Origin of the sequence: Nostoc sp. (assembly GCF_036917195.1) — a bacterium.
GTDB lineage: Bacteria > Cyanobacteriota > Cyanobacteriia > Cyanobacteriales > Nostocaceae > Nostoc.
This window is the reverse complement of the sequence record NZ_JBALDG010000060.1, coordinates 79,030-91,850: the sequence shown is the minus strand read 5'-3', so window position 1 is coordinate 91,850 and position 12,821 is coordinate 79,030. Positions and strand designations below refer to the sequence as shown.

At 43.7% G+C, this 12,821-nt stretch carries 12 protein-coding genes and 1 pseudogene; 4 read left to right on the top strand and 9 right to left on the bottom strand.

From position 1 onward, the window contains the following. Nucleotides 1-180 precede the first annotated feature (180 nt). Nucleotides 181-417 (top strand): PEP-CTERM sorting domain-containing protein, encoded by a 237-nt coding sequence (locus V7K40_RS19310; RefSeq protein WP_334962439.1) that lies wholly within the window; start codon nucleotides 181-183, stop codon nucleotides 415-417. Between the two features lie 478 nt (nucleotides 418-895). Then, the gene (locus tag V7K40_RS19305) at nucleotides 896-1,060 is read left to right on the top strand and encodes a hypothetical protein (RefSeq protein ID WP_167407613.1); all 165 of its coding nucleotides are present in this window, start codon (nucleotides 896-898) and stop codon (nucleotides 1,058-1,060) included. Between the two features lie 70 nt (nucleotides 1,061-1,130). Here V7K40_RS19305 and argH read toward each other — a convergent pair whose 3' ends face one another. The 6 genes from argH to trmD all read right to left on the bottom strand — a co-directional run bounded on the left by argH (nucleotide 1,131) and on the right by trmD (nucleotide 7,066). After that, complete coding sequence (gene argH, locus V7K40_RS19300; protein ID WP_334962437.1) at nucleotides 1,131-2,519, bottom strand: argininosuccinate lyase; 1,389 nt, start codon at nucleotides 2,517-2,519, stop codon at nucleotides 1,131-1,133. A gap of 75 nt (nucleotides 2,520-2,594) precedes the next feature. Then, complete coding sequence (locus V7K40_RS19295) at nucleotides 2,595-2,801, bottom strand: hypothetical protein (RefSeq protein ID WP_334962435.1); 207 nt, start codon at nucleotides 2,799-2,801, stop codon at nucleotides 2,595-2,597. 107 nt (nucleotides 2,802-2,908) lie between these two features. Next, nucleotides 2,909-3,697 (bottom strand): nickel pincer cofactor biosynthesis protein LarB, encoded by a 789-nt coding sequence (gene larB, locus V7K40_RS19290; protein ID WP_334962433.1) that lies wholly within the window; start codon nucleotides 3,695-3,697, stop codon nucleotides 2,909-2,911. Between the two features lie 85 nt (nucleotides 3,698-3,782). After that, nucleotides 3,783-5,576 (bottom strand): ABC transporter substrate-binding protein, encoded by a 1,794-nt coding sequence (locus V7K40_RS19285; protein ID WP_334962430.1) that lies wholly within the window; start codon nucleotides 5,574-5,576, stop codon nucleotides 3,783-3,785. A 51-nt stretch (nucleotides 5,577-5,627) separates the two neighbouring features. Further along, nucleotides 5,628-6,125 carry a 2-C-methyl-D-erythritol 2,4-cyclodiphosphate synthase gene (gene ispF / locus V7K40_RS19280; RefSeq protein WP_334962428.1) on the bottom strand — a complete coding sequence of 166 codons (498 nt, stop codon included), beginning with the start codon at nucleotides 6,123-6,125 and terminating at the stop codon, nucleotides 5,628-5,630. A 224-nt stretch (nucleotides 6,126-6,349) separates the two neighbouring features. Continuing rightward, nucleotides 6,350-7,066: a tRNA (guanosine(37)-N1)-methyltransferase TrmD gene (trmD, locus tag V7K40_RS19275; protein WP_334962426.1), complete on the bottom strand. Its 717-nt coding sequence runs from the start codon at nucleotides 7,064-7,066 to the stop codon at nucleotides 6,350-6,352. A gap of 538 nt (nucleotides 7,067-7,604) precedes the next feature. On the opposite strand from trmD, the gene V7K40_RS19270 reads away from it, so the two are divergent. After that, nucleotides 7,605-8,468, top strand: coding sequence for a cyanophycinase (locus V7K40_RS19270; protein WP_094348499.1), 864 nt, complete (start codon nucleotides 7,605-7,607; stop codon nucleotides 8,466-8,468). A 521-nt stretch (nucleotides 8,469-8,989) separates the two neighbouring features. Next, entirely contained in the window at nucleotides 8,990-11,695 is a 2,706-nt protein-coding gene (cphA, locus tag V7K40_RS19265) for a cyanophycin synthetase (RefSeq protein WP_334962452.1), read from the top strand. Nucleotides 11,696-11,763: 68 nt separating this feature from the next. Here the strand turns inward: cphA and V7K40_RS19260 are convergent, their stop codons facing one another. The 3 genes and pseudogenes from V7K40_RS19260 to V7K40_RS19250 all read right to left on the bottom strand — a co-directional run. Beyond that, nucleotides 11,764-11,937, bottom strand: a complete 174-nt coding sequence (locus V7K40_RS19260; RefSeq protein WP_334962450.1) for a twin-arginine translocase TatA/TatE family subunit — start codon at nucleotides 11,935-11,937, stop codon at nucleotides 11,764-11,766. 275 nt (nucleotides 11,938-12,212) lie between these two features. Then, nucleotides 12,213-12,440 (bottom strand): DUF2188 domain-containing protein, encoded by a 228-nt coding sequence (locus tag V7K40_RS19255; RefSeq protein WP_334962424.1) that lies wholly within the window; start codon nucleotides 12,438-12,440, stop codon nucleotides 12,213-12,215. 157 nt (nucleotides 12,441-12,597) lie between these two features. Then, nucleotides 12,598-12,816: pseudogene (locus tag V7K40_RS19250) on the bottom strand (hypothetical protein); the annotation flags it as partial. Nucleotides 12,817-12,821: the final 5 nt, after the last annotated feature.

The window sequence follows — 12,821 nt, the reverse complement described above, 5'->3', positions numbered from 1 at the left end:
GGTCGTTTCTTTCATCAGGCTTTTATAACGTAAAAGCTAATCTAGTTAAGCATTATACCTTTTTTTGTCTTTTACTTTTGTTTAAGTCCCGTTAGTCTGAATACTCAACAGTTAACAGGTAATGGTTTTGGGTATTCTACATCGAGGGGAAACTATTCTAATCCGTTTTTCGCTAGTTTCTTGCCAACACCAAGTTATTTAGAGGTTTTTTCTGCGCCACCACTGACACCAGGTTTTGAAAATTTTGGGACAGAAGATAGTGAGTTACCTATTAGTTTTTCTGCAACCATAATCACCGTACCTGAACCCACCTCTATCCTTAGCTTACTTGCCCTCGCTACTCTCGGTGCCCCTTCAGCACTCAAACGTAATAAGCCATCCAAATTAAATGAGAAGAAGCTTGAAAAACTTTCCTAAAACCATCAATAAAAAGCGTTATTGCACAAATAGGGCAAAACATTAAGCTCATCGCACCCTTAAAAGGAGTGGGTAATCGAGCGCCGACTTTCTAGAAATTTTGCTTATATCTATTCCACTTTACATCACTTTGCCTTGAATGATGAAGGTGAAAGCAGTCTATTCGATTTAGGTCTAACGAATACTGAATTTTATTAGTGGGATAACTTTTTGATTGGTTTATTCTAAGAACAACAATTAGTTAGCTCATTTACATCTGTTTGAAATATCTTAATCTAAAAAAAGGTATTTTTCCTCTAGCTGGTGGGATAATTCTAAATTGTTATTGACATAACAATTTTAATGCGGTAGACTAGTACATTGTTTAAAGCGTATTGATTGCTGCACTAGGCTACAAGTATATCAATAACATTGGTAGCTGATATTGCCTACGTAATGCCTAGTTGCGACTTTTTTGTTGTTTATTAATGAGGTGAACATGGCCAAGCGCCGTAACCCGAAAAAAGAAAAGGCGCTACGGAACCAGGCGTATGCCAGAAAGTTTCGTAAACGGACTACTACAGGAAGAATGCAGAGAAGGTTCCAACAAAGACCACCAAAGAGTGAAGAAGAAGAAGGCGCAGCAGCAGCTGACACTGAATAAGTTGTCTGCTTAAATCCTTGTTATTTAGATTATTTATTTTTTAGGGCGTACATTTGTACGCCCTTATTTATTACTCGACAGCAATTTGAGCGCGGGCGGCTATGAGTGCTTTACTTACCTGTACAAAGCCAGTACCACCGTAACTATTACGGGCTGCCACAACTTGACGGGGGGATATCGCCTCATAAATATCTGCTGCAAATGCCGGATGTAGTTCTTGCCACTCTTCCAATTTCAAATCTTTTAGGAGTTTACCTGCGGCAATACTAGTTTTTACCACCTTACCCACAAGGTTGTAAGCTTCGCGGAAAGGGACGCCCCGTGCTGCCAAATAATCTGCTACATCGGTAGCATTGGAAAAATCTTCCGCCACAGCTTCTGCTAACCGCTGGGTACGAAATTCCAAGCCTTCCCTGAGCAAAATCGTCATCGCTTCTAGAGAGGCTTTGACTGTGTTGACACTATCAAATAGACCTTCTTTATCTTCTTGCAGGTCTTTGTTATATGCCAAGGGTAGCCCCTTCATAATCACTAACATCGCCTGAAGATGACCGAATACACGTCCCGTTTTCCCCCGCACCAATTCTGGTACATCGGGGTTTTTCTTTTGGGGCATAATACTGGAACCCGTGGCACAGCTATCTTTGAGGGTGACAAAGCGGAATTCTTCAGATGACCAAAGAATGACTTCTTCTGCAAGGCGGCTGAGGTGAACCATAATCAAGCTAGCAGCACACAAGAATTCGATCGCAAAATCGCGATCGCTCACTCCATCAAGGCTATTAGCATAAATATCCTCAAAATCCAAGAGTTTGGCTGTGTAGTGGCGATCAATCGGGAAAGTCGTTCCCGCTAAAGCACCGCACCCCAAAGGTGAGATATTCACGCGACGAGAAACATCTCCTAAGCGTTCCCAGTCGCGTTGCGCCATTTGAAAGTATGCCAAGAGGTGGTGAGCTAAACTCAGGGGTTGGGCGCGTTGTAGGTGAGTATAGCCAGGAATCAGGGTTTCAACGTGCTTTTGGGCTATATCCAGTAAAACACCTTGAAATTCCCGCAATTCGCTTTTGATTTGTTGGATTTGGTCGCGCAGGTAGAGTCTGGTATCGGTGCCAACTTGGTCATTACGCGATCGCGCCGTATGCAGCTTTTTACCCACATCGCCGACAATTTCTGTTAGTCGTCGTTCAACTGCAAAATGTACGTCTTCAGCATCGACACCAGGCTGAAATTTACCTTGGCGGTACTCTTGGCGAATTTGTTCTAAACCTGCAACCAGTTGCTCTCCTTCTTCTTGGGAGATAATGCCCGTGTGAGCAAGCATTTTGGCATGAGCTTGAGAACCAGTGAGGTCATATTCTATTAATTCAATATCAAAACCTATACTGGCATTAAAACGAGCGATCGCTGGATGCAACGCTGATTCAAACCGCTGGCTCCAAGTTTGTTTTTCGGTCATAAATTATCAAGAAAGGGGCATCAATTTTAGATTTTGGATTCATGATTAATCCAAAATCTAAAATTCAAAATTACTTTAACCGTAGCTAGTTAGATTCCGAATCATATAGCCAATGACTAAACCAATCAACAATGCCCACGCTTGACCTGTTTGTATAAAGTGGCTCCAAGCTTTTTGCATCTGACCCATAACGTTTGGATCGGTGATTGTTGGTGCTACTGCTGTCCAATTTACAGGCAAATGCCAAAGTAACTGAGATGTCAAATCGCTGTAATTGCTCATCTTTGGTGATTAAGAAGTTAGGGGTGGCAAATTTCAGCATCAGTTTATTATTTACATTAATTACTGATATTTACTGAAATATTTGGATATAACTTCAATGTCTTAACTCAAGATGCAGCCGATGCCAACCGCAATTTCTCGGCAGTCCGCAAAATCTGCCCCGCCAAAACTGCTGCACCAAAACCATTATCGATATTTACTACGCCTACTCCCGCTGCACAAGAGTTAAGCATTGTCAATAAAGGTGCTAAACCACCAAAACTTGCGCCATAACCAATGCTAGTGGGTACGGCAATCACGGGACAACTCGCTAAACCTGCAACAACGCTGGGTAAAGCGCCTTCCATCCCCGCCACGACAATCAACACCGATGCTGATTCAATCAGGTGGCGGTTACTCAGCAAACGGTGAATCCCAGCAACACCAACATCCCAGAGGCGCTGGACGCGAAAACCAGAAAGTTCAGCAGTGACAGCAGCTTCTTCGGCAACGGGTAAATCGGCGGTACCAGCAGAAAGAATGCCAATTTCACCCCAGAATTGTGGTTCGATAATAGGAGGAGCGATCGCACAAATTCGCGCCGATTCGTAATATCGCAAACCGCTAACTCTTGATTGCAGTGCGGCATAAACTGCCGGTTCAATGCGAGTTGCCATCACCACCGGGTTGCGAAGGCGCATCACCTCCATAATTTGAGCAATTTGTTCGGGAGTTTTACCAGGGCCCCAAATTACTTCTGGGAAACCAGTTCTTAGCTGGCGATGATGGTCAATTTTGGCAAACTCCCCCACAGATTCATAAGCTAAATCTTTGAGTGAGTCTAATGCCGTATCTGGCGTAACTTTACCATTGGCAACCGCTTCTAAGAGCGATCGCAAGGTTTTTTCATCGGTCATGATAAGGATGATAAGGAGGATGAGGCAGATGAGGCAGATGAGGGGACAAGGGGAATAACCATGCCCAATGCCCAATACCCAATGACTAATCGGTTACTTTGAGTTCGTAGAGATTCCAGAATGGGCCACCAAGAGCAGTATATTGAATTCCTTGGAAGCGATCGCGCACTGCTTGCAGATTCAACCTCTCCACTAAATGAATAAACGGCAACTGTTCTGAGGCGATGCGCTGATATTCGTAATAAATCTCCTTGCGCTTGTTTTCATCCAATGCCTGTGCGCCTTTAATGTAAAGGCTGTCAATTTCCTTTTCCCAGTCGGAAACTTTCCAGCCAGTTATGGGTGGATCTCCCGGTTGTGGTCCCAAATTAAATGCGTGCGATGCACCGGCAATTCTCCAGATATTGCTAGCGCCGTGGGGTTCAATACCGCCTCCAGCAAATCCTCCCAGGTAACAATCCCAATTCTGCGTAACTTTGAGTTTTTCTAGATAAGAATTGAAGCTGAGAATTTGCAAATCTACTTGAATCCCAATATTAGCTAGATCCCGTCTGATTTGAGATGCCATATCTCCTCTAACTTTTCTTTCCGAATTCGTTAAGAGTGTAAATCTGACTTGGTTGCCATCAGCATCGACAAGTTGATTTTGAGCATTATATTTGAACCCAGTTTGTAACAGTAATTTCTTAGACTTATCTGGCTCGTAATTATAGACCTTTAAACCTTTTTCTGGAGGTAGAAAGTAGGGACTTTTGACATAAACAAATGAATTTTGTAGTTCACCCAGTCCTCGATAAGCATTTATTTTCATCGTTTCTCGGTCGAGTGCATAGGCGATAGCCTGCCTGAATTCTTTTTTATTAAACCAGTTAGATTTAATTGGGTCTACGAAAGGTTTACCCTGAGAATTCTTAGCTTTACTAAGATTGAAAGCAATAAAACTCGTACTTGTATCTGGACCACCGTTATAAATTTTAAACTTTGCCCGTTTTTCTTCTCGCTTCAGCAAACTAAAACCTTCAGGAGGAACTTCTAAATCATCCAACTGCCCAGAGCGAAAACTAATCAATTGGTTTTCAGTAGATTCAATAATTTGCCAAACAATTCGCTCAATGTAAGGCTGAGGATTATTCTGAGTATCTTTGCGCCAGTAGTATGGATTACGCCGAAATATAACTCGCTGACTGGAAACATAACTTTCCATTACATAGGGACCGTTGCCAACAATTTGTTTAGGATCTGTGCCTGTTCCCCATATTGAGAGAAACTTAGAATTTTTATCAGATCCAGTTGTACGAACTGCTTCCTGTAGAACATGGGCAGGCATAATTGGGATGCCGCCTACATATCTTAAAAAAGGAGCAAACGGTTCCAGTATGCTAAATTCAACCCGACGCTCATCAATTTTTTTCACCTTTGGCAAACTGCCCTTCTCGCCAATTCTTAGGGCATCTTTGGTAGAGGTGGGAATTTTAGGATTGAGGTAAATTTCATTATAAGTAAAGACAACATCATCAGCAGTCATTGGCTGACCATCTGACCACTTAATTCCTGAGCGCAGGGTGATCACAATCCGCTGACCATCTTCAGAAACTTCCCAGGCTTCTGCTAGAGCAGGCTCTAATTTTGTGGTTACAGGATTCTCATTAATCAATGAGTCATAAAGGAAGCCAAAAACGCTATATGCCGACTCATTCAGAGCATAGTTGAAAGTTGAAGGCTCACTCAAAACTGCGGTGACAAGTTGCGGCACTTGAGCAGCTGCGCTCTTGAAGTTAGCTGGATTGCAGGCGGTAACTGTAAGTGCAATTGCTGAAGTCAGAATTAATGTTAGCCAAAAATGTTTAATTGCTAGAAATATTTTTTTAAAAAATCTCATAATTTCAAATTTATTTCCATCTTAATCAGTCTTTAATATCTTAATCAGAGGCTAAAAGAAAATTTCCTCTGAAGCAATTAGCAAGACAACAGCATAAGCACATATACCTTCTTCACGTCCAACGGGGCCTAATTTTTCATTAGTGGTAGCTTTGATGCCAATTTGATTTGGTTGTAATTCTAAAACCGCCGCTAGTTTATCGCGCATATTGTGAATATGCGGTTTTAATTTTGGACGTTCTGCTACTACTACCGAGTCAATATTTCCCACCTGCCAACCTTGATCTCGAATCAGTTGATGTACTTGAGTTAATAGTACTAAACTATCTGCTCCCGCCCATTTAGGATCACTAGGGGGAAAATAATGACCAATATCCCCCAAAGATAATGCCCCAAGCATCGCATCCATAATTGCATGGGTCAGTACATCAGCGTCACTGTGACCTAATAAACCCAGTTCATGAGGAATTTGAATTCCGCCTAAAATCAAAGCGCGATCGCTTACCAATTGATGAATATCGTAGCCGTTACCAATCCGAATTTTTGTCATTTGTTATTTATTATTGGAAATTGTTTAGTAGTTATTTTCAATCTCCTTAATCTTCCCCTGCTTCTCCTGGTTACTGAGCTTGTCCTGAGCATCTCGGCTTCTCTACGAGACGCTGCGCGAACGCTCAATGGAGCCGTAGCCGTAAAGCCTACGGCATAGCTACGCTTAGGGCGCAGCCTCTCCAAGAGTTGGGCGCAGTCGTAAAGCCTGCGGCATAGCTACGCTTAGGGCGCAGCCTCTCCAAGAGTTGTATGCTCCTCCTGCTCCAATTTTTTCAAAAGATCAGGGCGGCGATCACGGGTTTTTTGAATTTGTTGTTCGTAACGCCACCGGGCGATCGCTGCGTGATTTCCACTGAGCAATACATCAGGCACTTTCAAACCACGAAAATTGGCAGGACGAGTATATTGGGGATAGTCCAACAACCCCTCCTCAAAACTTTCTGCTGTCAAAGACTCTGTTTTGGCAACGGTTCCTGGTATTAGTCGCACTACGCCATTAATCAAAGCCATTGCTGGAATTTCGCCGCCAGTCAGAATAAAATCGCCTAAAGATACTTCCCGAGTTACTAAATGCAGCACCCTCTCATCCACTCCTTCGTAATGCCCGCAAATAACTACTAACTGGTCATAATTTGTCACCAATTCTTTCAAAAGAGGTTGATTAATTGTTTGACCCTGTGGACTCATCAAAATTATTTCTCTTCGGGGTAGAGTTGGCAGCGACTCCACAGCGGTAAAAATAGGTTCTGGCTTCATTAGCATCCCTACACCACCGCCGTAGGGTTCATCATCCACCTTCCGGTGTTTGTCAGTGGTAAAGTCCCGTGGATTAATCAGATGCACTTGGGCAATCTGTTTGGCTAAGGCTTTACTCAGTAACCCAGAATTGAGAACAGAGTTAAAACAGTCAGGAAAAAGTGTAACTATATCAAAGCGCACAGTTATTCGTATTCGAGGACACTAATCTTAAATTTGGATGTCTAGCAAACACCGCCAAGCCAAGGTCGAGTCAAACTCCAGTTAAACTTTATCAATAGTATCTAAAACTACCAGGCCTCTTGGATTTTAGATGGGATCAAAAGTTTTTCTAATTACTTAATTTATGTTTAAATGTTGTCACAAGTACATTTAAATTAATAATCATATCAAGTTAACAACTTCCAGGATGCATCGAGCCAGCCTCAGAAAAAAGCATAGTCTTAACTGCTCGTCCCCAGCCCCAGAGGAGGAATCTAGCCCCTTAAAGACTATTTTGCCCTGCTGCAAGTGGACAGGTGAAAAACAAGGCTCTGGCTTTGAGGGATGGGAACGAAGACGTTTAGACTGAGGCAACGCGAGCGTTAAGCGAGAATTTGGAGAGTGGCTGACTCAGTTCTAAACTTCCAAAAAGTGTCCTCTCAAAGAAGCAAAGCGCAAAAATCATGGCTGCAACTGATCCTTGTTAAATTCACCTGAAGTTGTTGACAGGAGAAACAAAATGCCGCAATTACAAGCTAAATCGCTGGAAATGAGGACACCCCAAGCAACTAAAACCGCCGTTCTGGTTATCGGAGGCGCAGAAGACAAAGTTCATGGGCGCGAAATCCTACGAACTTTTTTTGGACGTGCTGGTGCTAGTAAGGCTTATATTACAATTATTCCATCTGCCTCTCGCGAACCCGCTATCATCGGTGGTCGGTATATTCGCATTTTTGAAGAAATGGGTGCCCAGAAGGTAGAGATTTTAGACATCCGCGAACGGGAACAGTGTGAAGCCTCCCAAATCAAGGCATCCTTAGAAGCCTGTAGTGGGGTATTTTTGACAGGAGGAGACCAGCTGCGTCTCTGTGGCGTATTGGCAGATACGCCAGCAATGGAAATTATTCGGCAGCGAGTCAGGGCGGGGCAACTTACCTTAGCAGGCACCAGTGCCGGAGCGGCAGTGATGGGGCATCATATGATTGCTGGCGGCGGTAGTGGAGAGACGCCAAATCGTTCCCTAGTCGATATGGCAACGGGTTTAGGATTTATTCCGGAAGTAATCGTTGACCAACACTTTCACAACCGGAATCGCATGGGGCGACTGATTAGTGCGATCGCAGCTCATCCCGATCGCTTAGGTATTGGCATTGACGAAGATACTTGTGCAGTGTTTGAACGTGATGGTTGGCTACAAGTTATGGGTAAAGGCAGTGTCACCATTGTTGATCCCACTGAACTCACCCACACTAACGAACCCCATGTTGGTGCTAATGAACCGCTAACCGTGCATAATTTACGTCTGCATATCCTCAGCTATGGCGATCGCTTCCACTTGTACCAGCGCACTGTATTGCCTGCTGTACATCGAATCTCCAGCTGACGGGATAGAGTATCTGAGGTTACACTGAGTTGACCGCAAATTTTAGATTTTGGATTTTGCGAAAAGTTGTAAGGAGGAGCCACTGCGTTGCACGGGTTAAGAACGTTGTTGCAAGTGGTGAACCAGCGCTGCAAGAAGGTTTCCTTCTGTAGGCGACTGGTGAACCCGAAGGGCGTTGGTTTCTCTCCATAGCAAACTTTTCAAGACGGATTTCAGATTCAAAGAGCTTTTCGGCAAATGCCGCTAGAAAGTAGGCAAAACAAATCAAAAAAACCTCAAACTGGTTAACGCTACGCTATCGTCAATCTAAAATTCCCACAGCTAAGTACCCTAATTGTCTCTTTCAATCCAAAATCATAAATCTAAAATCCAAAATCGGTTGACCGCACATTTATTTCTTATTGTAGAAAAATAATGAGAATACTATGTAAAAAGAAAAAACTGTTTGTAATGAACAGTTTAGCGGTCAATTCCAGTAAGAAACTAGAATTTTGGTTCCGAATCTCCATCTACCTATTCCCATGAGAATCCTCAAGATCCAGACCTTACGCGGCCCAAACTATTGGAGCATTCGACGCCACAAGCTGATCGTCATGCGCCTCGATTTAGAAACCCTTGGTGAGACGCCCTCGAATGAAATCCCTGGCTTTTATGAAGGATTAGTTGAGGCGCTGCCGAGTCTGGAGGGTCACTATTGTTCGCCTGGCTGTCGTGGTGGTTTTCTGATGCGAGTCAAAGAAGGCACTATGCTCGGCCACGTTGTGGAACACGTAGCCTTAGAACTCCAGGAATTAGCTGGAATGAATGTCGGCTTTGGTCGCACCCGCGAAACTGCCACACCCGGAATTTACCAAGTAGTGATCGAGTACCTGAATGAGGAAGCGGGACGCTACGCTGGACGAGCCGCGGTGCGGTTATGCCAGAGTATCGTTGATCGAGGCCGTTATCCCAAGGCAGAATTAGAGCAAGATATCCAAGACCTGAAAGAGTTTACCCGTGATGCTTCTTTAGGCCCTTCCACTGAAGCGATCGTCAAAGAAGCAGAAAAAAGAGGTATTCCCTGGATGTCTCTGGAAGCCCGCTTTCTGATTCAGCTGGGCTACGGCGTGAACCAGAAGCGGATGCAGGCCACAATGACGGACAACACCAGCATTCTGGGCGTAGAACTAGCTTGCGATAAAGAAGCCACTAAACGCATCCTCGGTGCCGCTGGTGTGCCAGTACCTAAAGGTACAGTAATCAACTTCTTAGACGATTTGGAACAAGCCATTGAATACGTTGGCGGCTATCCCATCGTCATCAAGCCCGTGGATGGCAATCATGGACGTGGGATCACCATTGATATCAGAACTTGGGAAGAAGCTGAAGCCGGATACGAAGCTGCTAGACAAGTTTCCCGGTCAATTATTGTCGAAAGATATTACCTTGGACGCGACCACAGGGTACTGGTAGTAAATGGCAAAGTAGTAGCAGTAGCCGAACGCGTTCCGGCTCATGTGATTGGCAACGGCAGATCGACCATTGCCGAACTGATTGAAGAAACAAACCTTGACCCAAATCGCGGTGAAGGACATGATAATGTCCTAACCAAGATTGAATTAGACCGCACCAGCTACCAGCTGCTAGAAAGGCAAGGTTATACCCTAAATAGCGTGCCACCAAAAGGAACCCTTTGTTATCTCAGAGCAACGGCAAACTTAAGTACAGGTGGTAGTGCCGTAGACCGTACCGATGAAATTCACCCAGAAAATCTCTGGTTGGCACAACGGGTAGTCAAGATTATTGGTTTGGATATCGCCGGACTGGATATCGTCACCACAGATATTGGTCGTCCGTTGCGGGAAGTGGATGGGGTGATTGTCGAAGTTAATGCCGCTCCCGGTTTCCGAATGCACGTCGCCCCAAGCGTGGGTATCCCCCGCAACGTCGCCGGTGCAGTCATGGATATGCTATTTCCTAACGAGCAATCTAGCCAAATTCCAATCCTCAGCGTTACTGGTACTAATGGCAAAACCACTACTACCCGACTACTAGCACATATTTATAAACAGACAGGGAAGGTAGTAGGTTATACTACGACCGATGGAACATACATCGGTGATTATTTAGTAGAAGCTGGCGATAACACAGGCCCCCAAAGTGCCCACCTCATCCTTCAAGATCCCACAGTGGAAGTAGCGGTACTGGAAACGGCTCGCGGTGGAATTCTCCGTTCTGGATTGGGTTTTGAAGCAGCAAATGTGGGGGTGGTATTGAATGTAGCCTCTGACCACTTAGGAATAGGTGATATAGATACCATTGAGCAGTTAGCTAACCTCAAGAGCGTAGTAGCGGAAGCTATATTCCCTGATGGCTACGCGGTACTTAACGCCGACGATCGCCGCGTCGCCGCTATGTCAGAAAAAACTAAAGCTAATATTGCTTACTTCACAATGAACCTCGACTCGGAATTGGTGCGAAAGCACATCCAAAAGGGCGGAGTAGCGGCAGTATATGAAAATGGTTATTTGTCAATTGTTAAAGGTGATTGGACACACCGCATAGAAAGAGCAGAAAATATACCTTTAACAATGGGCGGACGTGCACCGTTTATGATTGCCAACGCTTTAGCAGCAAGTTTGGCAGCATTCGTACAAAACGTCACGATTGAGCAGATTCGTGCTGGTTTGAAGACCTTCCGGGCTTCAGTTAGTCAAACGCCAGGACGAATGAATTTATTTAATTTAGGAAACTACCACGCTTTGGTAGATTATGCCCACAACGCAGCCAGTTACGAAGCTGTAGGTTCCTTTGTTCGCAACTGGACTACAGGACAACGGATTGGCGTAATTGGTGGGCCCGGCGATCGCCGCGACGAAGACTTTGTTACTTTGGGCAAATTAGCAGCGCAAATTTTTGATTACATCATTGTCAAAGAAGACGATGACACACGGGGACGCCAACGGGGTTCAGCCGTCCAGTTGATTATTCAAGGCATCACCCAAGTTAAACCGGATAGCCGCTATGAATCAATTATGGATGAAACTCAAGCGATAAATAAAGGCTTAGATATGGCTCCTAATAACAGTCTGGTAGTAATTTTGCCAGAAAGCGTCACTAGGGCTATTAAGTTAATTAGGGCGCGTGGTATAGTCAAAGAAGAGACACATCAACCAAATCCTGGCACAACTGCCATCGATTCCCAAAATGGGATCGCACCTTCTTCTGTTGTTAATACACTCCTGTAGTAGCAGAAGACAGCGCTGGTTCCCCAACGCACTGCCTCCTCCTGACTCCTATATTCTGACTACTTTAATTATTGTTTTTCTTGTTCCGAATTGGTTTCGTCACTGGGAGTTTTCATCTCCTCCTTAAAACCTCGTAGGGTTTTGCCCAGTGCGGTTCCCAGTTCGGGAATTTTTTTGGGGCCAAAAATTAGAACAGCGACTATGGCAATTACACCGATTTCTGGCCATCCCAGTCCAAACATATAAATTTCCTCTAAGGCATCTTTAATTAAATATAGACATTGATGGCTCAAATCCGATGAGTTCGCCACTGATAAGCGCTCGACAATTTTAAAATACTGGTATATACCTCTACTATGAAACTTAATTTCAAGTGTGCAAGTTGTCGCATCGTAACCAACACTTTGTAAATCGCTTCAGCTAACTCGTGTTCGTAGAATTCTTTATTCCTATAGAAAAATAAATGTCAGGTAAAATTACTCACCTGACAGTTCATCTTGAACTAATGCACTAGTCTTTAACCTTTAGTCGCCTGCGGGTCATTGCCATAGCTGTTACGCTCTCGAATTTGCCCTTCTCGGTTATGTATTAATAATTCAGACTGCTGATTAATAGCAATCTCACGCCCTTTCTCAATGGCCTCTTGTTGGGTGTGGAATATTTTAGTAGCCTTACTAGCACCCTCAGACTTAACTGCCCAACCTTCAGAGTGAGGGACGATATGTTGGTTTTTACCTTTAGACATTAGTGATATTGATTATACTTAACTACTTTTACACCTTAACACAATCTTTACTAATGTAAATATCTTGTAATAGAAACAATATTAAATAGTTATTGAATAATTGTTATTCTTTGAAAATTAACTTTTAAAATTATTATCTATCAAAAGTCATTTTAATTTAGATTTCAATATTAATACCTTTTTCTTGAGGAGTTGAAACTATCTCTACACGACGGACAATTTGATGCTCGTCAATAAATAAAGGAGCATTTTCTTCAAATCTCAGTTTTGAGCTTATGATGTAGTCTTCATCAATCTCAAAAGCTAACCAGCGTTTTTGTAAAGTTTCTGCAACTCGACCTGTGATATTAGAACCAGCAAAAGGTTCTAAAACAATATAGA

What these genes read in the sequence shown, in the direction of transcription:
- V7K40_RS19305 (WP_167407613.1), top strand. Translation starts at nt 896, where the DNA reads ATGGCCAAGCGCCGTAACCCGAAAAAAGAAAAGGCGCTACGGAACCAG.
- argH (WP_334962437.1), bottom strand. Translation starts at nt 2,519, where the DNA reads ATGACCGAAAAACAAACTTGGAGCCAGCGGTTTGAATCAGCGTTGCAT.
- V7K40_RS19295 (WP_334962435.1), bottom strand. Translation starts at nt 2,801, where the DNA reads ATGAGCAATTACAGCGATTTGACATCTCAGTTACTTTGGCATTTGCCT.
- larB (WP_334962433.1), bottom strand. Translation starts at nt 3,697, where the DNA reads ATGACCGATGAAAAAACCTTGCGATCGCTCTTAGAAGCGGTTGCCAAT.
- V7K40_RS19285 (WP_334962430.1), bottom strand. Translation starts at nt 5,576, where the DNA reads ATGAGATTTTTTAAAAAAATATTTCTAGCAATTAAACATTTTTGGCTA.
- ispF (WP_334962428.1), bottom strand. Translation starts at nt 6,125, where the DNA reads ATGACAAAAATTCGGATTGGTAACGGCTACGATATTCATCAATTGGTA.
- V7K40_RS19270 (WP_094348499.1), top strand. Translation starts at nt 7,605, where the DNA reads ATGCCGCAATTACAAGCTAAATCGCTGGAAATGAGGACACCCCAAGCA.
- cphA (WP_334962452.1), top strand. Translation starts at nt 8,990, where the DNA reads ATGAGAATCCTCAAGATCCAGACCTTACGCGGCCCAAACTATTGGAGC.
- V7K40_RS19260 (WP_334962450.1), bottom strand. Translation starts at nt 11,937, where the DNA reads ATGTTTGGACTGGGATGGCCAGAAATCGGTGTAATTGCCATAGTCGCT.
- V7K40_RS19255 (WP_334962424.1), bottom strand. Translation starts at nt 12,440, where the DNA reads ATGTCTAAAGGTAAAAACCAACATATCGTCCCTCACTCTGAAGGTTGG.